26 protein-coding genes and 3 tRNA genes are annotated in these 24,596 nt (G+C 55.5%); 12 read left to right on the forward strand and 17 right to left on the reverse strand.

Translation table 11 applies throughout. The annotated features are described in order from the left end of the window. The first annotated feature begins 19 nt into the window (after positions 1 to 19). Positions 20 to 1,036, forward strand: a complete 1,017-nt coding sequence (lplA, locus tag M8014_RS14500; protein WP_271283118.1) for a lipoate--protein ligase — start codon at positions 20 to 22, stop codon at positions 1,034 to 1,036. 25 nt (positions 1,037 to 1,061) lie between these two features. Here the strand turns inward: lplA and yjjJ are convergent, their stop codons facing one another. From yjjJ to deoC, 5 genes are all read right to left on the reverse strand, one after another. Then, positions 1,062 to 2,375, reverse strand: a complete 1,314-nt coding sequence (gene yjjJ / locus M8014_RS14505; RefSeq protein ID WP_271283119.1) for a type II toxin-antitoxin system HipA family toxin YjjJ — start codon at positions 2,373 to 2,375, stop codon at positions 1,062 to 1,064. 141 nt (positions 2,376 to 2,516) lie between these two features. Continuing rightward, positions 2,517 to 3,239: a purine-nucleoside phosphorylase gene (deoD, locus tag M8014_RS14510; protein WP_271266614.1), complete on the reverse strand. Its 723-nt coding sequence runs from the start codon at positions 3,237 to 3,239 to the stop codon at positions 2,517 to 2,519. Positions 3,240 to 3,295: 56 nt separating this feature from the next. Further along, a complete protein-coding gene (deoB, locus tag M8014_RS14515) occupies positions 3,296 to 4,519 on the reverse strand; it encodes a phosphopentomutase (RefSeq protein WP_271283120.1) in 1,224 nt (407 codons plus the stop codon). A 51-nt stretch (positions 4,520 to 4,570) separates the two neighbouring features. Beyond that, positions 4,571 to 5,893, reverse strand: a complete 1,323-nt coding sequence (gene deoA / locus M8014_RS14520; RefSeq protein WP_271283121.1) for a thymidine phosphorylase — start codon at positions 5,891 to 5,893, stop codon at positions 4,571 to 4,573. A gap of 56 nt (positions 5,894 to 5,949) precedes the next feature. Further along, positions 5,950 to 6,729: a deoxyribose-phosphate aldolase gene (gene deoC / locus M8014_RS14525; RefSeq protein ID WP_271283122.1), complete on the reverse strand. Its 780-nt coding sequence runs from the start codon at positions 6,727 to 6,729 to the stop codon at positions 5,950 to 5,952. 260 nt (positions 6,730 to 6,989) lie between these two features. Between deoC and M8014_RS14530 the strand changes: the two genes are divergently transcribed. Both M8014_RS14530 and M8014_RS14535 read left to right on the forward strand, forming a co-directional pair. Then, on the forward strand, positions 6,990 to 8,537 hold the full coding sequence (locus M8014_RS14530) for a YjjI family glycine radical enzyme (protein WP_271283123.1): 1,548 nt from the start codon (positions 6,990 to 6,992) through the stop codon (positions 8,535 to 8,537). Next, positions 8,512 to 9,372 carry a YjjW family glycine radical enzyme activase gene (locus M8014_RS14535; RefSeq protein WP_271283124.1) on the forward strand — a complete coding sequence of 287 codons (861 nt, stop codon included), beginning with the start codon at positions 8,512 to 8,514 and terminating at the stop codon, positions 9,370 to 9,372. The genes M8014_RS14530 and M8014_RS14535 overlap by 26 nt, the downstream gene beginning before the upstream one ends. Here the strand turns inward: M8014_RS14535 and M8014_RS14540 are convergent. The 8 genes from M8014_RS14540 to M8014_RS14575 all read right to left on the reverse strand — a co-directional run bounded on the left by M8014_RS14540 (position 9,367) and on the right by M8014_RS14575 (position 15,744). After that, positions 9,367 to 10,149 (reverse strand): metal-dependent hydrolase, encoded by a 783-nt coding sequence (locus M8014_RS14540; RefSeq protein WP_271283125.1) that lies wholly within the window; start codon positions 10,147 to 10,149, stop codon positions 9,367 to 9,369. The two genes, M8014_RS14535 and M8014_RS14540, sit on opposite strands and share 6 nt — an antisense overlap. Continuing rightward, complete coding sequence (locus M8014_RS14545) at positions 10,146 to 11,216, reverse strand: patatin-like phospholipase family protein (protein ID WP_271283126.1); 1,071 nt, start codon at positions 11,214 to 11,216, stop codon at positions 10,146 to 10,148. The genes M8014_RS14540 and M8014_RS14545 overlap by 4 nt, the downstream gene beginning before the upstream one ends. A gap of 136 nt (positions 11,217 to 11,352) precedes the next feature. After that, the gene (locus M8014_RS14550; RefSeq protein WP_002887716.1) at positions 11,353 to 11,514 is read right to left on the reverse strand and encodes a DUF1328 domain-containing protein; all 162 of its coding nucleotides are present in this window, start codon (positions 11,512 to 11,514) and stop codon (positions 11,353 to 11,355) included. A 131-nt stretch (positions 11,515 to 11,645) separates the two neighbouring features. Then, positions 11,646 to 12,239: a molecular chaperone OsmY gene (osmY, locus tag M8014_RS14555; protein ID WP_271283127.1), complete on the reverse strand. Its 594-nt coding sequence runs from the start codon at positions 12,237 to 12,239 to the stop codon at positions 11,646 to 11,648. A gap of 303 nt (positions 12,240 to 12,542) precedes the next feature. Continuing rightward, positions 12,543 to 14,132, reverse strand: a complete 1,590-nt coding sequence (gene prfC / locus M8014_RS14560; protein ID WP_271283128.1) for a peptide chain release factor 3 — start codon at positions 14,130 to 14,132, stop codon at positions 12,543 to 12,545. 90 nt (positions 14,133 to 14,222) lie between these two features. Next, a complete protein-coding gene (yjjG, locus tag M8014_RS14565) occupies positions 14,223 to 14,900 on the reverse strand; it encodes a pyrimidine 5'-nucleotidase (protein WP_271283129.1) in 678 nt (225 codons plus the stop codon). An 18-nt stretch (positions 14,901 to 14,918) separates the two neighbouring features. Beyond that, positions 14,919 to 15,362, reverse strand: coding sequence for a ribosomal protein S18-alanine N-acetyltransferase (gene rimI, locus M8014_RS14570; protein WP_271283130.1), 444 nt, complete (start codon positions 15,360 to 15,362; stop codon positions 14,919 to 14,921). Continuing rightward, entirely contained in the window at positions 15,331 to 15,744 is a 414-nt protein-coding gene (locus M8014_RS14575; protein ID WP_271283131.1) for a DNA polymerase III subunit psi, read from the reverse strand. The genes rimI and M8014_RS14575 overlap by 32 nt, the downstream gene beginning before the upstream one ends. Before the next feature lie 102 nt (positions 15,745 to 15,846). Here M8014_RS14575 and rsmC point away from each other — a divergent pair, with 102 nt between their 5' ends. The 4 genes from rsmC to M8014_RS14595 all read left to right on the forward strand — a co-directional run bounded on the left by rsmC (position 15,847) and on the right by M8014_RS14595 (position 17,347). Next, positions 15,847 to 16,875, forward strand: a complete 1,029-nt coding sequence (gene rsmC, locus M8014_RS14580) for a 16S rRNA (guanine(1207)-N(2))-methyltransferase RsmC (RefSeq protein ID WP_271283132.1) — start codon at positions 15,847 to 15,849, stop codon at positions 16,873 to 16,875. Between the two features lie 149 nt (positions 16,876 to 17,024). Beyond that, positions 17,025 to 17,110 (forward strand) — tRNA-Leu (locus tag M8014_RS14585). A gap of 34 nt (positions 17,111 to 17,144) precedes the next feature. Beyond that, positions 17,145 to 17,230 (forward strand) — tRNA-Leu (locus tag M8014_RS14590). A gap of 31 nt (positions 17,231 to 17,261) precedes the next feature. Beyond that, positions 17,262 to 17,347, forward strand: a tRNA-Leu gene (locus M8014_RS14595). A 38-nt stretch (positions 17,348 to 17,385) separates the two neighbouring features. Here the strand turns inward: M8014_RS14595 and M8014_RS14600 are convergent. Further along, complete coding sequence (locus M8014_RS14600; RefSeq protein ID WP_271283337.1) at positions 17,386 to 17,616, reverse strand: DUF1435 domain-containing protein; 231 nt, start codon at positions 17,614 to 17,616, stop codon at positions 17,386 to 17,388. Positions 17,617 to 17,772: 156 nt separating this feature from the next. Between M8014_RS14600 and fhuF the strand changes: the two genes are divergently transcribed. After that, positions 17,773 to 18,561 (forward strand): siderophore-iron reductase FhuF, encoded by a 789-nt coding sequence (gene fhuF / locus M8014_RS14605; protein WP_271283133.1) that lies wholly within the window; start codon positions 17,773 to 17,775, stop codon positions 18,559 to 18,561. Positions 18,562 to 18,668: 107 nt separating this feature from the next. On the opposite strand, the gene M8014_RS14610 is transcribed toward fhuF, so the two are convergent. Then, a complete protein-coding gene (locus tag M8014_RS14610) occupies positions 18,669 to 20,012 on the reverse strand; it encodes a PTS sugar transporter subunit IIC (protein WP_271283134.1) in 1,344 nt (447 codons plus the stop codon). A 329-nt stretch (positions 20,013 to 20,341) separates the two neighbouring features. Between M8014_RS14610 and M8014_RS14615 the strand changes: the two genes are divergently transcribed. Continuing rightward, on the forward strand, positions 20,342 to 20,800 hold the full coding sequence (locus M8014_RS14615; protein ID WP_271283135.1) for a YbaK/EbsC family protein: 459 nt from the start codon (positions 20,342 to 20,344) through the stop codon (positions 20,798 to 20,800). Between the two features lie 42 nt (positions 20,801 to 20,842). Here M8014_RS14615 and bglJ read toward each other — a convergent pair whose 3' ends face one another. Together bglJ and M8014_RS14625 are read right to left on the reverse strand one after the other, a co-directional pair. Continuing rightward, a complete protein-coding gene (bglJ, locus tag M8014_RS14620; protein WP_271283338.1) occupies positions 20,843 to 21,478 on the reverse strand; it encodes a DNA-binding transcriptional activator BglJ in 636 nt (211 codons plus the stop codon). Next, positions 21,475 to 22,209 carry a helix-turn-helix domain-containing protein gene (locus M8014_RS14625; protein WP_271283136.1) on the reverse strand — a complete coding sequence of 245 codons (735 nt, stop codon included), beginning with the start codon at positions 22,207 to 22,209 and terminating at the stop codon, positions 21,475 to 21,477. The genes bglJ and M8014_RS14625 overlap by 4 nt, the downstream gene beginning before the upstream one ends. A 438-nt stretch (positions 22,210 to 22,647) precedes the next feature. Between M8014_RS14625 and M8014_RS14630 the strand changes: the two genes are divergently transcribed. The 3 genes from M8014_RS14630 (at position 22,648) to M8014_RS14640 (ending at position 24,593) form a co-directional block, all read left to right on the forward strand. Next, positions 22,648 to 23,424, forward strand: a complete 777-nt coding sequence (locus M8014_RS14630; protein ID WP_271283137.1) for a threonine/serine exporter family protein — start codon at positions 22,648 to 22,650, stop codon at positions 23,422 to 23,424. Next, positions 23,415 to 23,888 carry a threonine/serine exporter gene (locus M8014_RS14635; RefSeq protein ID WP_271283138.1) on the forward strand — a complete coding sequence of 158 codons (474 nt, stop codon included), beginning with the start codon at positions 23,415 to 23,417 and terminating at the stop codon, positions 23,886 to 23,888. Before M8014_RS14630 ends, M8014_RS14635 begins: the two co-directional genes overlap by 10 nt. A gap of 63 nt (positions 23,889 to 23,951) precedes the next feature. After that, on the forward strand, positions 23,952 to 24,593 hold the full coding sequence (locus M8014_RS14640; protein WP_271283139.1) for a TetR/AcrR family transcriptional regulator: 642 nt from the start codon (positions 23,952 to 23,954) through the stop codon (positions 24,591 to 24,593). Positions 24,594 to 24,596 lie beyond the last annotated feature (3 nt).

Raw genomic sequence — 24,596 nt, forward strand, 5'->3', positions numbered from 1 at the left:
TTCAGCAAAGGAAACCGCCATGTCTGATTTGCGCCTGCTTATCTCTGATTCGTACGATCCCTGGTTTAACCTTGCGGTGGAAGAGTGCATCTTCCGCCAGATGCCCGCCACGCAGCGGGTGCTGTTCCTGTGGCGCAACGCCGATACCGTGGTGATTGGTCGCGCGCAGAATCCGTGGAAAGAGTGCAATACGCGGCGCATGGAAGAAGACAACGTGCGGTTGGCGCGCCGCAGCAGCGGCGGCGGCGCGGTGTTCCACGACCTCGGCAATACCTGCTTTACCTTTATGGCCGGGAAACCCGAGTACGACAAAACCATCTCCACCCGCATTGTTCTCAACGCGCTGGAGGCGCTGGGGGCGACAGCAGAAGCGTCCGGGCGCAACGATCTGGTGGTGAAAACAGCCGAAGGTGACAGGAAGGTTTCCGGCTCTGCCTATCGCGAAACGCCAGACCGGGGCTTCCATCACGGCACCCTGCTGCTGAATGCTGACCTCAGCCGCCTGGCGAACTACCTCAATCCAGACCAGAAGAAGCTCCAGGCCAAGGGCATTACCTCCGTGCGCGGTCGCGTCGCGAATCTGGTGGATCTGCTGCCCGGCGTGACGCATGAACAGATCTGCGAGGCCATTCGTGAGGCCTTCTTTGCCCACTATGGCGAACGCGTCGAAGCCGAAGTGATCTCCCCGGATAACACCCCGGACCTGCCGAACTTTGCTGAAACCTTTGCCCGCCAGAGCAGCTGGGAGTGGAACTTCGGCCAGGCGCCTGCGTTCTCCCATCTGCTGGACGAGCGCTTCACCTGGGGCGGCGTGGAGCTGCACTTCGACGTCGAGAAGGGCCATATCACCCGCACGCAGGTGTTTACCGATAGCCTGAATCCGGCACCTTTAGAGGCGCTGGCGGCACGTTTGCAGGGGTGTTTATACCGTGCAGACAAACTGCAGCAGGCGTGCGACGCGCTGATCGCGGATTTCCCGGCGCAGGAAGCCGAGTTGCAAGAGCTGTCGGCCTGGATTGCGCGTGCCGTGAGATAATGAGCTGGCCTGCAGGACGCACCTGTCAGGCCATTTTATTGACCATGACGCGTATTTCGTCCAGCCGGGCGATCATGCCAGACGCAATATGGCGGAAGCCGGCGCTGATACGTACGTCAGCCTGCAGGCTTTCCCAGAAGCGATACGCGAGGGGGAGCGCAAATTCCCAGGCCTGACGAGAAAGCCCGGCATCAAAACGCAGCTCACAGGGTTCCTGGCGGATGACGCCCTGACCGGTGGGAGCCAATGCCATCGGCAGCATGTCGTAAACGGGCGCCAGCTCAAGCGGCAGTCGGGAATAATAGAACGAGAGATTTCCGGCGTGCATGTCGCTGTTGCCAATCAGGCGGCCAAAAGCCCAAATCCGTTCGATGTGGGCCACTGTCTCTGGCGCAACAACGCCGGCATTAACCAGCTTTGCCACTGCCAGCGGCCATGATGACGTGGCCGAAATGAATTCACTCTGCGTTGCCTCCAGCGAAACAATCGCCCGTCTTCCCGCGATCCCCACACAGTCGAATCGCGCGACCTGCAGGAATACCTGACCCTTTTCGCCCTGCAGCGCGGTTGCCTCAGCGGCCGGGATCCCCTCCTGAGCCAGTATTCCGAGCGCAATGGCTTCGGCAAAGAGCAGATCGCACCAGCGCTCAGAAACGGGCGTTAACTGGGGGGCAGTAAACTTAACCAGCACCGGCGTCGGGGCGATGCAGACAAATTTAGGCTGCTCGCCACCCGCAGACGAACCGACGATTTCTCCGGCAAGCGCTTCCTGCGAAAGCTGCTCATATTTTTGCTGCTTTTCGTCTTCCTGAATGACCTCAGGTTCGGCGCTGGCAAACCAGCGCTGGTAGTTTTCTTCTCCCACCAGCCAGCCACCAAAGTTTTCCCCGGTAAACCGGCTGAGCGCATAAAGCACATCGCTTTCCTGCCACAGGCGAATATCGTCAGGCAGAGCGTACTGCTGCGCGAAGCGGCGTCCCCACGCCCGCCCCAAAAAGCCCTGCGGACGAAGATCGGTCAGATACCAGGGAAGCCCGTCAAACCATTCCCAGCCTCCTTCGGCATCCTTCACCAGACAACTTCCCTGCGGCCAGCAAGGATAGACATCGCCAAATTTGTACGCCCTGCCCTGCTCGTTCACACGCCAGAGCGGAAAAGTCGCAATGCCTTTTATCGGCCTGTTCAGGGCATAACGTGTGGCCCGCGCTTTGCCAAACTGGATCACGCGTGCGTCGGCCCTGGTCAGACGTGAAAACGTCGCCTGGCTAACGCCTAACTGCCCACGCAGTTCTGGTGCAGAAACAGGGCCCTGTAAGAGCAGATCGTTTAACGCGTGCATGGGTGAATAGCTCGATGAATAGATACTTGAATAGATTTAATAGCACATCAGGCTGAAATGTATAGTGAAAGAGAAAATTAAGGCGAGGTTGATGAATAGATACGAGAAAAAAGGGGCAACAGTTGCCCCTTCAGAAAAACGTTACTCTTGATCGCCCAGCAGAACGGATTCCAGCGCGATTTTGATCATGTCGTTAAAGGTGGTCTGACGCTCAGCGGCAGTGGTCTGCTCGTGAGTACGGATATGGTCAGACACGGTGCAGATGGTCAGGGCTTTCGCGCCGAACTCCGCCGCCACACCGTAGATGCCAGCCGCTTCCATTTCCACGCCCAGGATGCCGTACTTTTCCATCACGTCGAACATTTCGCCGCCGTCCGGGGAGTAGAACAGGTCAGCAGAGAAGATGTTGCCCACGCGCGCGTCAACGCCCAGCGCTTTAGCCGCGTCAACCGCGTTACGCACCATGCCGAAGTCAGCAATGGCGGCAAAGTCGTGGTCTTTGAAACGCATGCGGTTAACTTTGGAATCGGTGCAAGCACCCATCCCGATCACCACGTCACGCAGTTTCACGTCCATGCGTACAGCACCGCAGGAACCCACACGGATGATTTTCTTCACGCCGAAATCGGTGATCAGCTCTTTGGTGTAAATGGAGCAGGACGGGATACCCATACCGTGACCCATTACGGAAATTTTGCGACCTTTGTAGGTACCGGTAAAGCCCAGCATGCCGCGAACGTTGTTCACTTCACGCACGTCTTCGAGGAAGGTTTCTGCAATGTGCTTCGCACGCAGCGGGTCGCCTGGCATCAAAACAACGTCAGCGAAATCGCCCATCTCTGCATTAATGTGTGGAGTTGCCATCGTTATATCCTTTCAGTTTTAAATGTACGAAGGGCGGGAATGTCCCGCCCAAGCTATCACAGCATGTTTTTGCCGTAGTCCATTGGGGAGGTACCGAAGTAGCTCGCAATGGTCTGGCCGATATCGGCGAAGGTTTCGCGATGGCCGAGCGATCCTGGTTTCACTTTCGGGCCGTACACCAGCACCGGGATGTGCTCACGGGTATGGTCGGTACCGGTCCAGGTCGGGTCGCAGCCGTGGTCAGCGGTCAGGATGATGATGTCATCTTCCTTCATCAGCTCCAGCAGCTCCGGCAGACGGCGGTCGAACAGTTCCAGACCGGCAGCATAACCGGCGACGTCGCGACGGTGGCCCCAGGAGGAGTCGAAGTCCACGAAGTTGGTGAAGACAATCGTCTTGTCGCCCGCTTCTTTCATCTCTTTGATGGTGGCATCGAACAGCGCGTCCAGACCGGTGGCTTTCACTTTTTTGGTGATACCACAGTTGGCGTAGATGTCCGCGATTTTACCGACCGATACGACCTGGCCGTCTTTCTCGTCAACCAGCTTCTGCAGTACGGTCGCGGCTGGCGGTTCAACGGCCAGATCGTGACGGTTGCCGGTACGCTGGAAGTTGCCTGGTTTGTCGCCGACAAACGGACGCGCAATAACACGGCCGATGTTGTAGCCACCTTCGGTCAGCTCTTCACGCGCGATTTCGCACAACTCGTACAGGCGATCCAGACCAAAGGTCTCTTCATGGCAGGCAATCTGGAACACGGAGTCAGCGGAGGTGTAGAAAATCGGTTTGCCGGTTTTCATATGCTCTTCGCCGAGCTGGTCCAAAATCACGGTACCGGAAGAGTGGCAGTTACCGAGGTAACCCGGCAGATTGCCGCGCTCAACCAGCTTATCCAGCAGTTTCTGCGGGAAGCTGTTGTCGTGATCAGAGAAATAGCCCCAGTCGAACAGAACCGGTACACCGGCGATTTCCCAGTGACCCGACGGAGTGTCTTTCCCGGAAGAGAGCTCGTGCGCCCAGGCGTATGCGCCGACGACTTCCGCGTTAGCGTCCATACCGGCTGCAACTTTACCGGTAGAACCTTCATGCGCTTTCACCAGACCCAGACGGGTCAGGTTTGGCAGGTTCAGCGGACCCTGACGACCATTGTTTGCTTCGCCGTTTGCACAGGCTTCAGCGATGTGACCCATGGTGTCTGCACCGGTGTCACCAAAGCGATCTGCGTCTTCTGTAGCGCCGATGCCGAATGAGTCCAGCACCATAATAAATGCACGTTTCATATGTTCTCCGTACTCAGTGCTTCATAAAAAAGCGATCAGATCAGTATACCGCTATTCAGTAATGCGACGATAGACGGTTGGTGTGCTTTCTGGCGCTTTGTCCGCCAGAGTAATGGCCGCTTTCATCGCTTTAGCGGCTTCCTGCCAGCTGTTTTCGTCTTTGGCATGGATCACCGCCAGCGGACGCTGTCCGTCAACGCTGTCGCCCAGACGGGCCATATCGGTAAAGCCAACACTGTAATCAATGCTGTCGGAGGCCTGACGACGACCACCGCCCATAGAGACCACCGCCATGCCCAGCGCGCGGGTATCCATTGCCGAAACAAAGCCTTCCGTATCCGCATAAACGGCTTTGCTCAGCATCGCGGTAGGCAGGTATTTCGCGTAATTTTCGACGAAATCAGCCGGGCCTTTCTGCGCGGCGACCATGCGGCCAAAGATCTCTGCCGCTTTACCGTTATCCAGTACCGCCTGCAGTTTTGCGCGCGCGTCGGCATCGTCCTGGGCAAGCTTGCCTGAAATCAGCATCTCAACGCACAGCGCCATGGTGACGTCGAACAGACGCGGGTTGCGGTATTCGCCTGTCAGGAACTGCACCGCTTCGCGGACTTCGACGGCGTTACCGGCACTGGACGCCAGCACCTGGTTCATGTCGGTCAGCAGCGCGGTGGTGCGCACGCCCGCACCGTTGGCGACGCCAACGATCGCTTCGGCCAGTGCTGCGGAGAGTTCATAGGTTGGCATAAAGGCGCCGCTGCCCACTTTCACATCCATCACCAGCGCATCCAGCCCTTCAGCCAGTTTCTTGGCGAGGATCGAAGCGGTAATCAGCGGGATGGAGTCGACGGTCGCGGTAATGTCACGCGTGGCGTAAAAACGCTTGTCCGCCGGAGCAAGTGAGCTGGTCTGGCCGATAATCGCCACACCCACATTTTTAATGATGTCGCGGAAGCGATTGTCATCCGGGAAGATATCAAACCCCGGGATGGCTTCCAGTTTATCGAGCGTGCCGCCGGTATGCCCAAGGCCACGCCCTGAGATCATCGGAATATAGCCGCCGCAAGCCGCGACCATCGGCCCCAGCATCAGCGAGGTGACATCACCCACGCCGCCGGTGGAGTGTTTGTCAACGATCGGGCCATTAAGATTCAGGCTCTTCCAGTCCAGAACGGTACCTGAATCCCGCATCGCCATGGTCAGCGATACACGTTCCGGCATCGCCATATCGTGGAAGAAAATGGTCATCGCCAGGGCCGCAATCTGCCCTTCAGAGATGGTGTTGTCACGAATACCGTTGATAAAGAAACGGATCTCTTCGTCGCTTAAAGCATGACCATCACGTTTTTTACGAATAATTTCTTGTGCGAGAAACAAGGGAACCCCCGGGGAATCAGGTTAAATGCGGCGGATGAACCGCCGCAGGGAATGAATCAATAGCTGCTGGCGCTCTTGCCGTCGCCGTGGCCCAGCGCTTTCAGCAGGCTTGCCAGCAGGCTGGATGCGCCAAAGCGGTAGTGACGGGAATCAGCCCAGTCGGCACCAAAGAGTTCATCAGCAATGGCCAGGAACTGCTGCGCATCTTCCGCAGTACGCACACCGCCCGCCGGTTTGAAACCAACGGTTTTTTCCACGCCCATATCGCGGATCACTTCCATCATGATGCGCGCGCTTTCCGGGGTAGCGTTGACCGGCACTTTACCGGTAGAGGTTTTGATAAAGTCAGCACCCGCTTTAATCGAGATTTCAGATGCTTTACGAATCAGCGCTTCTTCTTTCAGCTCGCCGGTCTCGATGATCACTTTCAGCAGCACATTTGCCGCCGCACAGGCCTCTTTACAGGCTTTAACCAGATCAAAGCCAACCTGCTCGTTACCGGCGATCAGTGCACGGTAAGGGAAGACCACGTCCACTTCGTCTGCACCGTAAGCGATAGCCGCGCGGGTTTCTGCCAGCGCGATCTCGATATCGTCGTTACCGTGCGGGAAGTTAGTCACGGTCGCGATGCGCACGTCCGGCGTACCCTGCTCGTTCAGGGTTTTACGGGCGATGGGAATGAAACGTGGGTAGATGCAGATCGCCGCGGTGTTGCCCACTGCGGTTTTCGCCTGATGACACAGGGCGATCACTTTCTCGTTGGTGTCGTCGTCATTCAGGGTAGTCAGGTCCATCAGTTTCAACGCGCGCAGGCTGCTTGCGGTTAAGTCGGTCATAACATTCTCCAGGCATATAGCCGTAAAATTGTACCTTGCGGGTCTGTGAGTATTCTAACATTCACCCGCATTCTCACTTCGACATTCATCACAGTTAATGAAATACACATACAACTTTGCATAACTGTAATGCGATCAACTTCAAATAATTTGGCTGTAACTGCCGGTTAAAGCACCAGGCACCCGCGCAGGATCAAAGGCGGACGGCGGGACTCTTTTTACACTCTTCCCCACTTTTGCAGCAGAATAAGGAAGCGACAATGTCCACAGCCAGTCCCGATACCCTGCAACAACGTTGCCAGAAAATTGTGACAAGCCCGGTGTTAAGTCCCGAACAAAAACGCCATTTTCTGGCGCTGGAGGCAGAAAATAATCTGCCCTATCCTGCCCTGACGTCTGAAGCGCGCCTCGCACTGGAAGCCGGGTATATCTGCGATATGTTTGAAGGCCATGCGCCCTACAAACCGCGCTATGTGCTACCCGACTATGCGGCGTTCCTGGCAAAAGGCTCACAATGGCTGGAGCTGGAAGGGGCACAGGATCTTGATGATGCCCTGTCTCTACTCACTATTCTTTACCACCACGTCCCGTCCGTGACTTCGATGCCGGTGTTTCTCGGGCATCTCGATACGTTGCTGCAACCATATGTTAGAATTCTAACACAAGACGAAGTCGATAACCGAATAAAACGTTTCTGGCGCTATCTCGATCGCACCCTGCCGGATGCCTTTGTCCATGCCAATATTGGCCCAGCGGATGGCCCCATCACTCGGGCAATTTTACGCGCCGATGCAGAACTCAAGCAGGTTTCACCGAATCTGACCTTTATCTACGATCCGGCGATCACCCCTGACGATCTGCTGCTGGAAGTGGCCAAAAACATCTGCGAGTGCAGTAAACCCCACATCGCCAACGGCCCTGAAAATGATAAAATTTTCACAAAAAACCGTTTTGGCGTGGTCAGTTGTTACAATTCCCTGCCGCTGGCAGGCGGCGGAAGCACCCTGGTGCGCCTCAATCTGAAGGCGATTGCGGAGCAAAGCGACGGCGTTGAAGACTTCTTTACCCGCAGCCTGCCGCACTATTGCCAGCAGCAGATCGCCATCATTGATGCCCGGTGTGATTTCCTCTATCAGCAATCCGGCTTCTTTGAGAATAGCTTCCTCGTCAAGGAAGGGCTGATCGAGGCCGACCGTTTTGTGCCAATGTTCGGCATGTACGGCCTGGCAGAAGCAGTGAACGTGCTGTGTGAGAAAGCCGGGCTCAGCGGACGATACGGTAAAGATGCGCAGGCCAACGCGCTGGGGTATCGCATCAGCGAACAGCTGGCCGCCTTTGTGGAAAACACCCCAGTGAAACATGGCTGGCAGCAGCGGGCGATGCTGCACGCCCAGTCGGGGATCAGCTCGGATATTGGCACCACGCCGGGAGCGCGCCTGCCTTATGGCGATGAACCGGATCCCATCAGCCATTTGCTGGCCGTGGCACCGCATCACCAGCACTATCACGCCGGGATCAGCGACATCCTGACCCTCGACGAGACCGTCAAACGCAATCCGCAGGCGGTGGTGCAGCTCTGCCTGGGTGCCTTCCGCGCCGGGATGCGCGAGTTCAGCGCCAACGTCGCGGGCAACGATCTGGTGCGCGTCACCGGTTATATGGTGCGGCTGTCCGATCTGGAAAAATACCGCGCAGAAGGATCGCGCACCAACACCACCTGGCTGGGTGACGAGGCCGCCCACAACACCCGAATCCTGGAGCGCCAGCCGCGCGTGATAAGCCATGAACAGCAGATGCGCTTTAGTTAGTCAGGTTATTCCCTTCTCCTGCGTCGACGGGCCGGGCAGTCGCCTGGCCCTGTTCCTGCAGGGCTGCAACCTGCGCTGTAAAACCTGCCACAACCCGTGGACGATAGGCCGTTGCAACGACTGCGGGGAGTGCGTGCCGCACTGTCCGCACGACGCGCTGAATATCCAGGCCGGACGGGTCTGGTGGGAAGAGAGCCACTGTCAGCAGTGCGACACCTGCCTGCGGCTCTGCCCGCAGCAGGCCACGCCGATGGCGCAGCGCATGAACGTGGAAGCGGTGCTGGCCCAGGTTCGCAAGGTCGCGCCCTTTATCACCGGCATTACCGTCAGCGGTGGCGAAGCCACCACCCAGCTGCCGTTTGTGGTGGCGCTGTTCGCGGCGCTGAAAGCCGACCCGCAGCTTCAGCATCTGACCTGTCTGGTGGACAGCAACGGCCTGCTCAGCGAAACCGGCTGGCAAAAACTGCTCCCGGTGTTTGACGGCGCGATGCTGGATTTAAAAGCCTGGGGCAGCGCGCAGCACCAGTTTTTGACCGGGCGTGATAACGCCACGATCAAGCACAGCATTCGCTGGCTGGCGGCGCATCACCGGCTGAGCGAGCTGCGCCTGCTGGCGATCCCGGACCATAGTGATTATCTGACCCATCGGCAGGAACTGGTGAATTTTATCCGCCGATTAGGCAACGTTCCCGTCAGAATCAACGCGTTTCACGCCCATGGGGTGTATGGCGAAGCCAGTCGCTGGCGGAGTGCAACGCCAGAGGATGTCGAACCGCTGGCGCAAATGCTGGAGAGCCACAGAATCACGGTGATCCGTCCGGCGCTGTATCTATAGCGGAAGATCGAACAAGGTGCGGGTGTTGTGCAGCAGCGCGTCGGCAATCTCGTCCGCAGGTTCGCGACGCAGTTCACACAGGGTGGCGAATACCCGCGCCACCTGCTCCGGGCGGTTAGGCTGGCCCTGAAACCCATTCAGCGGCATATCCGGCGCGTCCGTTTCCAGTAACAGGGCAGAGAGCGGCAGTTGGGCCATTACATCGCGGGTTTTACTGGCCCGCGAATAGGTGATGGTGCCGCCGACGCCAATCTTATAGCCCATCTCCACAAAGCGCTGCGCCTGCTGCAGGCTGCCCGCAAACCCGTGCACCACTCCGGTACGCGGCAGATCCTGACGCTTAAGGTGCATCGCCAGCTTGTCATGGGTGCGTCGCGAATGGAGGATCACCGGCAGATCGTAGCGTTTTGCCAGCTTCAGCTGCACATCGAGGATCGTCTCCTGACGATCGAACTGCGGATCCTGACGATAGAGATCGAGCCCGATCTCCCCGATAGCCACCAGCTTGTGTGGCCGCGCGGCGATCGCGGCCTCCAGCTGTTCCAGATGCGCATCACGATGGGATTCAATCACAATCGGATGCAGGCCGAGCGCGATATACAGCGCCGGAAAGCGTTCGCCCAATTGCTGCACACGCGCCATGCTGGCCACATCAATAGCCGGAACAATAATCGCTTCAACCCCGGCGTCGGCGGCCCGCTGAATGCTGGCGGGTTCATCGTCGGTAAAAGGAGGAAAGTCAAAGTGGCAGTGGGTATCAACAAAACGGTAAGTCACGCCTGATCCTCGTTATCAAACAGGGTGTCATTCGCCTGAGGTGCAATAACCAGCGGCGTAATGGCAATGTCGTTGGCCACACTCGCCGGGGGCACCACCATCGTGGTCGGGGCAAGGATCCGTGCATGCCGCCGCAGCGGGGGTTGTTCGGCCAGTAATTTACCCACCGTGGCGAGGAAATAACGCCCGCACAGGCGACCCGTTTTGTAGTCCTCGCGAAGGGCGGGCACCCTACTGCCCAGCGCCTGACTTCTCAGCGGCCTCGGCGGGTAGATTTCGATGATCCGCAATTTGCCCGGCGGCTTTTCGATAAAGCGCTGAATGGTGTGGTAGCTGGCCTCATGATGCGACACCAGATTGAGCATCGGCTGCAGGCTGCTGTCACCCAGCCAGCGCTCCATCCGCCTCAGCCACTGCGGGGTATAGTACATCTGCGAAGGGACGGTACGGATCACGACGATCGTTTTTGCCCCGCGCCGGGCCGCCTCCTGCACCGGGATCGCATCGCTGACGCCGCCATCCAGATACGAAATCCCATCCAGCAACGCGCCGGTGCGATAGAAACCCGGTATCGCGCTGGAGGCGCGAAGAATATCCAGCCAGTTCTCCTTCAACGGCGAAAAGTAGCCCGGGGTGTAATCATCCCCGCGACAGGCACACATCCAGAAGGCTTTGCCGGTATCAAACAGGCGCGAGGCATTATCCATCGCCAGCGGCATCTGGCTGGCGGTAGCATCCAGCAGCCAGTCGAGATCGATAAGATTGCCACCGCGCACAAAGCGCAGTGGGTCGAAGAACTCGCGGGAAGTGGTGTAACGCATGATCACTTTGCGGGCGTAGCCCGGCTGATTGCAGACGTAGGCCGAGAGATTTTGCGCCCCGGCTGAGGTGCCAAAAAAGAGATCGAACGGGTTGAACTGCGCACGCATAAATTCATCCAGCACGCCAGCCGTGAAGATCCCTCGCTGACCGCCGCCTTCGCACACCAGCGCGACCTGGCCCGGGCGAAAGGGCTTGAGCGCCAACGGCGCAATATTGCCGAGCGTAACCGGAATTCGCTGCCCCACGTGCTTCCCTTTTTTTATTGTTCTGTTACTACACAGTAGCGTAATCCCGCTACATTTCTCAAATTGAGTGAGGCATTTAAAGAAAAAGGCCCCTGTAAAAACAGAGGCCCTTTTGTAAACGTAACGGTAAGCGACGCTATGGACGGCGTCGTCCAGTGAACAGGCTGACCAGGAACAGAATAATACCGACCACGAAGACGATTTTCGCTGCGCCCGCTGCGGTACCTGCCAGACCACCAAAACCCAAAGCGGCGGCAATTAACGCGATAACCAGAAAAATGATGCCCCAACGAAACATAAGACTCTCCTTTACCATAGTTAATGTCGACCGCTGTCCGTGAGCGCTCAGGATGCTCACTGCGATGTCCATCTCATTCTTAAATTCTTATCTCGCCATCTGGCCGTAGCCAGATGGTCAAATTGTAGACTTTATTTTACTTTCAGATCGTTTTTGACACTTTTCACGCCATCAATGGCTTTGGCAATACTCTCGGCACGGTCGCTTTGCGCGCTCGAATCCACGGTACCGCTCAGTTGAACCACGCCATCGGTCGTTTCAACTTTCACGTTGCGCGACGGGACGATGTCATCAGCCAGCAGCTTGGCTTTCACTTCGCTGGTGGTGGCGGTGTCACCGGCATAGCCCTTGGCGGTGGTCTCTTTACCGTCACGTACGTGCAGTTTGTCGCTGACGGAGGCTACGCCCTCAACACCTTTCGCCACGGTCACAGCCTGTTCAGCCTGCGCCTGGCTCTCAACGAAGCCGCTCAGGGTGACAACACTCTTATCCGTTTTAACGGAGATGTCGGTACTCTTGATGTTCTCATGATCAACCAGGGCCGCTTTCACCTTCGCCGTGATTGCGCTGTCATCCATGTAGTTACCGACTTTATTCATTGAGCTATCGATTTTTTCCCCTGCGGTATTGGTGGTGGATTCCGCCATTGCAGAGCCGCATACCAGTGCACTACCCATCATTACCGCCAGCAGAGTTTTCGAAATGTTCAGTTTTTTAGTATTCATCGATGTATTCCTTTGGTTTGCTCCGAATTCGAGCGATACATATCTGTTTAAGTAGCCATTCATACTACCAATCAACACTCGGGCAAGATGACGACCTTATCAACACGTATTGAGTAGAGCTTTCATCTGCGCCCGGTGCTAAACACTGAGTTAAATATAGATCACAATCAGAGGGCTGCTTTTAGAATTGGTTAAAAAACGAGCAGTAATGGACAAAAGGCGATGAATTAAGAAAATTCCGCAAGGGATTAATAAGGCTGGGATTTAAGAAGAGCACGGCGGCTGCCGTGCTCTGAGACGGGATTAATGCTCGCGCGTTTTGCGGAACTGCACGTCAGGGTAACGCTCATGCGCCAGGTTCAGATTCACCATGGTTGGGGCGATATAGGTCAGGTTATCGCCGCCGTCGAGGGCCAATTGGATCTCGTTCTTACGCTTAAATTCTTCGAATTTCTTCACGTCAGAACATTCAACCCAGCGCGCTGTCGCCACGTTGACCGATTCGTAAATCGCTTCAACGTTGTATTCGCTCTTCAGACGGGCAACGACCACGTCGAACTGCAGCACACCCACCGCACCCACAATCAGATCGTTGTTGGAGATTGGACGGAACACCTGGACCGCCCCCTCTTCCGACAGCTGAACCAGACCTTTCAGCAGCTGTTTCTGCTTCAGCGGATCGCGCAGACGAATACGACGGAACAGCTCCGGCGCGAAGTTCGGAATACCGGTGAACTTCATCATCTCGCCCTGGGTAAAGGTATCGCCAATCTGAATGGTGCCGTGGTTATGCAGGCCGATGATATCGCCCGGATACGCCTCTTCAACGTGCGAACGGTCACCCGCCATAAAGGTCAGCGCATCGGAGATCACCACGTCTTTGCCGGTACGGACCTGACGCAGCTTCATGCCTTTTTCATATTTACCGGACACCACGCGCATAAACGCCACGCGGTCACGGTGTTTCGGGTCCATGTTGGCCTGAATTTTAAACACGAAGCCGGTGAACTTCTCTTCGCTGGCGACCACTTCACGGGTGTCGGTTTTGCGCGGCATAGGCTGTGGCGCCCATTCCACCAGGCCATCCAGCATATGGTCTACACCGAAGTTACCCAGCGCGGTACCGAAGAATACCGGCGTAATTTCACCGCTCAGGAACAGCTCTTTGTCGAACTCGTGGGAGGCGCCTTTCACCAGCTCCAGCTCTTCGCGCAGCTGCTCTACCAGCTCTTCGCCGACCGCTGCGTCCAGATCCGGGTTATCCAGACCTTTAACAATGCGCACTTCCTGGATGGTGTGACCTTTACCGGTCTGATACAGATAAACTTCGTCTTTATACAGGTGGTACACGCCTTTAAACAGCTTGCCGCAGCCGATTGGCCAGGTGATAGGGGCACAGGCGATCTTCAGCTCACGCTCCACTTCATCCATCACTTCCATCGGATCGCGGATGTCACGGTCAAGTTTGTTCATAAAGGTCAGGATCGGCGTATCGCGCAGACGGGTAACTTCCATCAGCTTACGGGTACGGTCTTCTACACCTTTCGCGGCATCGATCACCATCAGGCAGCAGTCCACCGCCGTCAGAGTACGGTAAGTATCTTCGGAGAAGTCTTCGTGACCCGGGGTATCCAGCAGGTTCACCAGGCAGTCGTGATACGGGAACTGCATCACGGAGGTGGTAATCGAGATACCACGCTGCTTTTCCATCTCCATCCAGTCGGATTTCGCATGCTGGCTGGAGCCACGGCCTTTTACCGTACCGGCGGTCTGGATTGCCTGTCCGAATAACAGCACCTTTTCGGTGATGGTGGTTTTACCGGCATCCGGGTGAGAAATAATGGCAAAAGTGCGGCGTTTGGCCACCTCTTGCAAAAAAGGAGACAACGTCATAATCAAATCTTCTTTTAAAAGCGCGGCAGTAAGCCACGCATCATGAATACGAAAATGCGGCTATTTTACCCATCAATGGGGGGCAGGCAATCAATGTTTACACAGGAGTTGCTCCAGTTCGCTCAGGGAGGTCACGGTCCAGGTGGGAGTGATCCCCTCCGGCAGGGCGCGGTTGTGCGCATTCAGCCAGCAGGTAGAGAGTCCGGCATTGATACCGCCAAGGATATCCGACTCTGCCGTATCACCCACCATCAGTACTTTTGCCCGATCCGGGTTGCCCGCCTGTGCCAGCGCGTAGTCGAAGATCCGCGCGGCCGGTTTTGCCACGCCCACCTGCTCGGAGATCACTAACAAATCAAAATAGTCACGAAAACCGGTCCGCTCAAGGCGGATCTGCTGCAGTGCGGTAAAACCGTTGGTAATGATGCCAAGCCTGGCTTTTCCTTTCAGGGAGTCCAGCAGCGACGCCGCTCCCGGAAGCGGCGCGCAGATGGCGGCCATCGCATTCAGGAACGCATTGTTTAAGTCACCCGCCGGGACGCTAAGGCGCTCAGACCACCCCTGGAAACGCTGATGCTGCAGCTGTAACGCGCTAATGGCGCCGTTCTGGTAATCCACCCACAGCGGTTTGTTCACCGCCTGGTAATCCTGGAAATCTTCAGCGGTGAAGGTCACGCTGTAGTCGAGAAACATCCGCTGTAAGCCGCCATACGCGTCAAAGGTAAACAGCGTTTCATCGGCATCAAAAAAAATCCAGTCCCAGTTCATCGTTACAACCTTATTTTGTTATCCAAGCGGCAGAGCCATGATGATGGCGTCTTCACGTCCTTCTGCGGTGGGGTAATAATTGCGGCGAAGGGTCGCTTGATTAAAGCCCAGGCTTTCATAGAGTTTGATCGCCGCAGTGTTTGAAGCCCGCACTTCCAGCCACAGGGTGAAAACGTCCCGGGCTTCCAGCTCGCAAATTAAATGTTCCAGCAGTTCCCTGCCCAGCCCACGACGCTGGAAAGCCGGATCGACGGCAATGTTAAACAGCGTGGCCTCATCAAGCACCACCTGGGTGATAGCGAATGCGGCAAGCTGGCTGTCGACATCAAGGCGATAGTTCAGATAACGCTCGCCCTGGTTGCTGGCAAAGGTTTTTTCACTCCACGGAAAAGCGTGGGCGCGTTTTTCGATGTCAAAAGCCTGGGCTAAATCAGTCGTCGTGAGGGAAGAAATTGTGTTCATGTTCGCAGATTTGTTGCCACAGCGCGCGACGTGCCGCCGGGTTTACTTTAAGTTCGTCCAGCACCGGAGTGGTCAGCGTGCCACCCTCCAGTGCCATGTCTTCTGCTACACCAAGCTGCCAGCTGTTGCATCGGCTGCCTTGCGGGAGCATCGCGACGCGGTCTGGCGTCAGTTGCAGCACCTGATCGGTGTCCACGTTCAGGGCACGGAGCACGTCAGTAATCACCGGTTCGCTCAGGGCCGGCAGGCTCTGCGCCACCATCACCAGACGGATGTGCGCGGGAAGCGAGATGGCGATTTCGCCCTGTAAGGCTGCCGGGCGACGCAACGCCCACTGGGTGATGCCCAGCTGCTGTAATTGCCTGTCTCGTCGGGATGCCATTACCAAAACTCCTGTCTGTCAGGCGCGTAAATATACCAAACTCGTCGAATCTGCGCCAACAAACAACTATAATCCGTCCCCTTATTCCTTGAGGAGTTTTTCATGTCTGCATTTACCCCGGCAAGTGAAGTCTTGCTGCGCCACAGTGATGATTTCGAACAAAGCCGTATTCTGTTTGCCGGAGATATGCAGGATGACCTGCCTGCTCGTTTCGACTGCGCCGACAGCCGCGCGCATACCCAGCAATTCCACCACTGGCAGCTGCTGAGCCGTCAGATGGAAGAGCGCGTCCGCTACAGCCTGGTGGCGGAAGAGAGCGATGTGGCTGACTGCGATACGCTGATCTACTACTGGCCTAAGAACAAGCCGGAAGCCCAGTTCCAGCTGATGAACCTGCTCTCGCTGCTGCCGGTGGGCTGCGATATTTTCGTGGTCGGTGAAAACCGCAGCGGCGTGCGCAGTGCCGAGCAGATGCTGGCGGAGTATGCCACGTTGAACAAAATCGACAGCGCCCGTCGCTGCGGCCTGTATCACGGTCGCCTGGACAAGAAGCCCGCGTTCGATGCAGAAAAATACTGGGGCGAATATCAGCTCGATGGCCTGACCATTAAAACCCTGCCGGGCGTCTTCAGCCGTGATGGTCTCGACGTGGGCAGCCAGCTGCTGCTCTCCACCTTTACGCCGCATACCAAAGGCAAAGTGCTGGACGTAGGCTGCGGCGCGGGCGTGCTGTCCGTCGCGCTTGCCAGCCACTCGCCAAAAGTGCGTTTGACCCTGACTGACGTCAGCGCCCCGGCAATCGAAGCCAGCCGCGCTACGCTTGCCGCAAACGGCATCGAAGCCGAGGTATTTGCCTCTAACGTCTTGTCCGAAGTGACCGGTCGCTTCGATATGATTATCTCCAACCCGCCGTTCCATGACGGGATGGAAACCAGCCTCGAAGCCGCACAGACCTTGATCCGCACCTCGGTTCGTCATCTGAACAGCGGCGGCGAGCTGCGCATCGTGGCCAACGCCTTCCTGCCGTATCCAAAAGTGCTGGATGAAATCTTCGGCTTCCACGAAGTGCTGGCGCAGACGGGCCGCTTTAAAATTTACCGCGCAATCATGACCCGTCAGGCGAAGAAGTAACCTTTGACGTCAACAAATCGGCCTGATGGATAAATCAGGCCGAATTTGCAGCAATCACAACATCCCGCTCATTTATCTGTTGACGAAAATCTGAAACTCTCTAGAATGCGCCTCCGTGGTTACGATACTTTTTTGGGTATCGATGGTATGCGAAGGTGGCGGAATTGGTAGACGCGCTAGCTTCAGGTGTTAGTGTCCTTAGGATGTGGGGGTTCGAGTCCCCCCCCTCGCACCAATAACCATGTAGTAAAAGATATCGCTTGCACTGGGCGAAGGTGGCGGAATTGGTAGACGCGCTAGCTTCAGGTGTTAGTGTCCTTAGGATGTGGGGGTTCGAGTCCCCCCCCTCGCACCAACGAGGCGATATCAAAAAATAAGATGACTGTGCGAAGGTGGCGGAATTGGTAGACGCGCTAGCTTCAGGTGTTAGTGTCCTTAGGATGTGGGGGTTCGAGTCCCCCCCCTCGCACCAATTATCTTATCTCTCCCGATGTTCCCTTCTGAATTTCTTTATTTCAAACTCATTGCAATCACCCACATGCCCGCAACCAGCGCGACGCACGATGGTAGCAACACAAAATGCCGCAGCTGTTTATGCCAGATCATGGCGGATGAAATCAGTAAGCCCGAGACGATAATCACTTTCCAGACCATCAGCGAAAGATCGGTATACGCCAGGCCGGTAATCATCGCTCCCGGCAGTAACACTCCCCACCCACTCCCCAACGCTCTGCTCAGCATAATATCTCTCTCGCTTCGATAATGATAACCAATATCATATGACATAATTTCTCATCTGTCAGCCTGCCAGCAGATTGTGTAAAAAATCTTGCGATTGGCGCGGCCTATAGTTAGGATTGGCAATCATTATCATTTAGATTTCTATCCAGTCCGCTTATGGCCATACGTTCCGCACAAGCCGTTGACAGTCTTATCTGGCACACCCGTCTTCCGTCCGGGCCTTCTGCGCTCGCGGATGCGATGCGTGACGCGATCACCGAGACCCGTGCGCACCTGCTGGATTTCATTAAGCTGGACGAACCCCATCCTCATACCGCCCTGACGCTGGCCCAATGGCGACGTCCGAGCGAATTGCAGTCGCTGCTGGCTATCTACTCCGATCATATCTATCGCAACCAGCCGACCCTGGCGCGGGAAAACAAGCCGCTGCTGTCGCTGTGGGCGCAATGGTATATCGGGCTGCTGGTGCCACCGCTGATGCTGACGCTGCTCACGCAGGATGTTGCGCTGGATGTCTCTCCGGAACATTTCCACGTTGAGTTTCACGAAACCGGGCGCGCCGCCTGTTTCTGGATTGACGTGCATGAAGATCGCCAGACAACGGTACTCTCAGCGCAACAGCGGATGGACGTGCTGATTACCCGTGCGCTGATCCCGGTGATCGAGGCGCTGGAAGAGACGGGTGAGATCAACGGCAAACTTATCTGGAGCAATACCGGCTATTTAATTCACTGGTATCTGAACGAGATGAAACCGCTGCTGGGTGATGAGAAAGTGGAAGCGCTGCGCCAGGCATTTTTCTTTGCCCGCCAGCTGTCGGATGGCCAGGACAACCCGCTTTTCCGCACCGTGGTACCGCGTGACGGGCTGCTGGTTCGCCGTACCTGCTGTCAGCGCTATCGCCTGCCAGATGTACAGCAGTGCGGTGACTGCACGCTGAAATAGTTTCATGAATGGTGAGTGCGGTCTGGTGCCCTCACCCTCGCCCTCTCCCACCGGGAGAGGGTACACACATTAAAAACGGCAACCTTTTGGTTGCCGTTTTGCTTTTATTACGCCACCTGCTGACTCTCTTCTTCTGCCCGCTGTGCCTCTTCCGCTTCCTGCTCCAGCAACTGCTTCTCGTACACTTTAAAGAACGGGTAGTAGATGATGGCAGAAACCAGCGCTAACAGCACAACAAGTACCGCCGCGCGGAAATCCCAGCCCAGCGCCCACGCCGCACCCACGGGTGCCGGTGCGGTCCAGGGTACGACAGAAATCACACGACCAATCAGATCCAGCTTCATCGCCGCCCACGCCAGCACCGCATTCACCATCGGTGCCAGCAGGAACGGAATGAAGAATACTGGGTTCATCACGATTGGCGTACCGAAGATCACCGGTTCGTTGATATTGAAGATACTCGGCACAACGCTCAGACGGCCAATCGAACGCAGGTGCGCTGACCGGCTGCGCAGATAGCAGAACACCAGCCCCATCGTTGCCCCGGAACCGCCAATGACGATAAAGAACGTCCAGAACGCTTCCATGAAAATATGCGGCAGCGGCGCGCTCTGTGCCAGCGCCGTCTGGTTCATCCCCAGGTTGGTGAGCCAGAACATCTGCAGCATACCGGAGACAATCGCCGCCCCGTGGATCCCCGCAAACCACAGCAGGTGACCAATCAGCACCGCCAGCAGAATGGCAGGCAGTGAGTCAGCCGCGGAAACCAGCGGTTTAAAGATCGCCATAATCGCCTGCGGGATCAGCATGCCAAACTCAGACTGAATAAACAGGCTCAGCGGATACAGCGTGAGCACTACCACCAGCACCGGGATCAGCAGGTCGAAGGAGTTTTTGATCATCGGCGGCACCTGCTCAGGCAGGCGAATACCAATGTTGTGCGCTTTCAGAAAACGCATCATCTCCACACAGTAGATCGCCACCAGAATTGCGGTGAAGATCCCCGTACCACCCAGGCTATCAACCGGCAAGGTGCCTTTGGTTTTGGGTGCCGCCACCAGCAGAAACGCCATCAGCGACAGCATGGCGCACATGAAGGGATCGAGCTGATGCGACTTAACGTAATGCTTGCCCAGGTTGTAGGCGATCGCCGCGCAGATGTAGAGGGACATCACGCCCATCGTCATATCAAACGGGGTGAGGATCTGGCCCTCAAACTGCTTCGCCATGTCCAGCCAGGCCCGGGCAAAACCCCAGGTGGTCTCCGGCGAAAACGGCGGATAGGCAAACACCAGCAAGAACGAGCCGACAATCATAAACGGCATCGCAGAGATAAAGCCGTCGCGGATCGCCATGACGTGACGTTGGGAAGAGATACGTCCGGCAATAGGGCTGACATAATTTTCGACAAAACGGAATATCAGGTTAAACGCAGCATGGTTGGTAGACATAACGGCTCTCCTCTCAGACGATCGTTTCGGGCGCTGTCACGCCGTACGTTGTTCCATATACCACTTTCACCACCTTGCTGGTTCGCTTACCAGCGGTACTGCTCAAACGGCCAGGTTTCATAGTCGACTCTTATTATGGGATACAGGGGAAATGACGTAATCAGTATTAATCCCTGCTCAGCGGTTCTGCAACCGGTTACTGTAACCGGTTTCCGTGAATGTGAAGAGGATCCAGAAATCGCTGATACTGGATGTTTTTTACTTGAGGGATATTAAGAGAGCATAATTTCATATGACGGATTACGCAGAGTATTTTTCTGGAGGAAACAATGAGTTTGCAGTCTGTGCGCCAGTTTTTTGCCGATCACGCTCCGGACATAGAAGTGATTGAGCTTGGTCAGAGTACAGCCACCGTTGCACTGGCTGCCGAGGCGCACAACGTCGCGCCGGGTCAGATAGCAAAAACGCTGTCGCTGAAAATTAAAGATGAGGTGATCCTCGTGGTCGCCAAAGGTGATGCCCGCCTCGATAACAAAAAGCTGAAGCAAACATTTGGCGCAAAAGCCCGAATGTTGAGCAGCGACGAAGTGGTCACCGTAACGGGTCACCCTGTTGGCGGGGTCTGCCCTTTCGGGCTGGAAAATCCACTGTCGGTGTTTTGCGATATTTCACTGAAACAGTACGACGAGGTGCTACCTGCAGCAGGGGCTATTCACAGCGCGGTGCGTATTTCCCCGGAAAGGATGGCGGATATTACCGGTGCACAATGGGTGGACGTCTGTCTGTGAGGGCTGCGCCAGTACCTCTGGCGCAAGTTTGTTAATACTGCACTATGAATGCAGCGTGGAAAGAAAGCGCGGTGTACGGTGATCTGCCACCGGGAAGTGCGTCAGGATATCCCCCGCGTCCAGCAATCCTACATCCGAACGCACACCGAGCTTCACCATGGCGTTAAACTTATGCGCGCGAATGGTTTTGATGTTCCGATCCAGCCGAAGCGCAATTTCGGGGATGGAGAAACCGCAAGACATAAACTGTAAAATGGCGCGCTCGGTCGGACTCAGTAACCGGACACGATGCATATTCCTGGGGCTGATCATGCTGTCACTCGTACGACAACTCTCGTTGAGTAATTTGCCGAGTTGATCCTTCAATATTACCAGCGGATCCGATTTGAGGATAAGCCCATGCAGATGCGAAGGGGAAAGCTGTTCAATCAGGCTCGCTTCTTGACCGTCTGATGCCAGAACAATGCGCTGAGTTGTACTGTGCGATAAAGCCAGATCTTTAATACACTCAAGGCAATTACGACGTTCTTCTCGCTTATCCGTTAATGAATAAATTAATGAAGAATAAGAAACATAACTAAGTGATGACTGGAACGTTTTTAAGTCTTTAAAAAAATGTAACGTAAAGGTGTTAAGCATCGGGCTGGTAAAAAGGTGTTTCAGACCCACAGCACTCATGATGCACTTTTCGACGATAGCGATATGCCTCGTTGCGGCGCTCTTTTCCATTCGTCTTGATCTCCATTGGCTGAGAATAAACTCAGCTCTTTAATTCCCTTGGTGCTGTTTATCCACGCAAACATTTCAGCATTGCTGCGTAAAGAGAGCCTTCTCATCGCGCTATTCTTTTGCGCGCTCACCGTTTTATTGCTCTTCTTGAGTAACGCGGCGATCTGGTTAATTCCCCAGCCTTTTCCCAATAAGCGTAATACCTTACGTTCAGAAAATGTCAGCATGACATCATCCCGATCGTCTTCGAGTTCTTCTGCGTCGGGTTTGAGCAGCGACTTGCTGACACGTTCGGCGCTTTCGATTCCGGCCTTAATTACGCTGATCACTACGTCAACAGACTCCATCTCGGAAAGAACCGTACTCTGTGGGCGTATTAATAATTCAACAGCAAGGGGATAGAAGACGCGCGGGATCATAAATATCCAGTGGATATCCCTGTACTGATTCTGTAGTGAGCAATATTGCTCACAAACCTGGCGAGGATTTCGCAGAACACCCGAGAAATCGGCAATAATTACGGTGGCACGGCGTAACTGAAGAAGGGTCAAATCTTCATAAGAACGGCAATATGAACATTCATATTCTTGAAAACAATGTGACAGAACTCCACCCAAACCGGTTTGTATAATAGGCGATTTGCTGATGATAATTGCATGCTTACAACTCAATGGGGACATATGCGCTCCGAATCCATTCATACGTCTGCCCGGCGCATTCATTCATTTGAATTACCCGAACCTTTGACGGGACGCCGTGTAACGTAATCTATTATCCTTGTTTTTAGCTGAGTAAAATGAGAGAGCAAATAAAATTGTTCATCGCAGATTTAGACACTGCCAAAACTGGTATGTATGATAGCATTAATTGCTAATTTATTATTCATGATGATTTTCAAAATCATAATTCAGCTAATCTAAATATAAAATGTATGTCAATATAATCACAAAAAAACATAATATTTAATAATTACTTATTCATTTAAGTCTGCTTTTTGAAAATACATGATGACCGCGATCGACCTAAACCTTGATCTGATCCAAGGCACGCGCCACCGGGTTGTGTTCTAAAAGTAAGCATTCCGGGTCATTTAACAGCACTTTTCCTCAGGGCAACCCATGCAGGCAGATCGGTCGTCACAGCGCGTTGTTACGCGGCTGTGTATTCAGTGCGGACTTTTTTTATTGCAACACGGTGCAGAAAGCGCCCTGGTCGAGGAGCTCTCCACCCGGCTGGGGCTGGCACTGGGCATGGACAGCGTAGAAAGCGCGATCTCATCAAATGCGATTGTGCTCACCACCATAAAAGACGGGCAGTGTCTGACCTCAACGCGCAAAAATCACGATCGTGGGATCAACATGCACGTGGTGACCGAAGTGCAACATATCGTAATTATGGTGGAACACAAGCTGCTGGATGCGCAGGGCGTCGAAAAACGCTTCAACCATATCAAACCGCTGCGCTATCCGCGCTGGCTGGTGGTGCTGATGGTGGGCCTGTCATGCGCCTGCTTCTGCAAGCTGAACAACGGCGGCTGGGATGGCGCGGCCGTCACCTTTGTCGCCAGCACGCTGGCGATGTATGTGCGCCAGCTGCTGACACACCGGCACCTGCACCCGCAAATCAATTTCTGTATCACCGCCTTTGTCGCCACCACGGTATCTGGCCTGTTGCTCCGGCTGCCGACGTTCGCCGCGACCCCGACCATTGCCATGGCCGCCAGCGTGCTGCTACTGGTGCCGGGCTTTCCACTGATCAATGCCGTGGCGGATATGTTTAAAGGGCACATCAACACCGGCCTGGCGCGCTGGGCGATTGCCAGCTTGTTGACCCTTGCCACCTGTATCGGTGTGGTGATGGCCATGACCTTGTGGGGGCTTCGCGGATGGGCGTAATCGATTTTTTGTTGGCGTTGGGGCAGGACATGGTGCTGTCCGCCATCCCGGCAGTCGGCTTTGCAATGGTGTTTAACGTACCGCGCCGCGCCCTGCCCTGGTGCGCGCTGCTGGGCGCTATCGGTCACGGCTCACGGATGGCGATGGTGGCCGCCGGGGTGAATATCGAATGGTCGACCTTTATGGCCTCAATGTTGGTTGGCAGCATCGGCATTGAGTGGTCGCGCTGGTATCTGGCCCACCCAAAGGTCTTTACCGTCGCGGCGGTGATCCCGATGTTCCCTGGCATCTCGGCTTACACGGCGATGATCTCCGCAGTGAAGATCAGTCATTTCGGCTACAGCGAACCGCAAATGATCCTGCTGCTGACCAATTTCCTGAAAGCCTCCTCGATTGTCGGGGCGCTGTCGATTGGCCTGTCGATACCCGGTCTGTGGCTCTACCGCAAACGCCCGCGGGTTTGAACATTGTGTTATCGCGCTGCCATGGCGATAATCCGGTCTTCTTTGGCTAAGTAAGGAACGGATGTGTCTAACCCTGGCAGCGAACTCTCCGACAATCCCGACGGATCCAGCCTGAAGGACAAAATATTTCTCAGCGGCCTGGCGCTGTTTGCCGAGTATGGGCTCAACGGTGCCCGCATGGAGCAGATCGCCGAAAAGGCGGGAACGACCAAGCGCATGGTCGTTTATCACTTTAAGACTAAAGAAAATCTGTACCTGCTGGTGCTGGAGTACGTTTATACCCAGATCCGCGCCAGCGAAAAGCAGCTCAGTCTGGACGACATGCCGCCGGTGGAAGCCCTGGTGCAACTGGTCGAAACCACCTTTGATTATCACACTGACCATCCGGATTACATCCGCATTATCTGCATGGAGAACATGCAGCGCGGGCGTTTTATGCAGCAATCGGCGCTGTTACGCCAGGTGAACCGCAGCGCGCTGGAGCTGCTGGAGACCATCCTCGAACGCGGCAAAGCCAGGCAGCTGTTTAACCCGACGGTCAACGCCCGCGATTTACACCGCCTGATTAGCAGCTTCAGCTTTCACTATGTCGCCAACAGCTACACCTTTACCCTGCTGTTTGAAGAGGGCGCCGATGAGCAGGCCCAGCGCCAGCACTACCGAAAAATGGCAGTTCAGGTGGCCTTGCGTTATACCTGTCCTTAATGC

Origin of the sequence: Silvania hatchlandensis (genome assembly GCF_025564065.1) — a bacterium.
Taxonomy (GTDB): domain Bacteria; phylum Pseudomonadota; class Gammaproteobacteria; order Enterobacterales; family Enterobacteriaceae; genus Enterobacter; species Enterobacter hatchlandensis.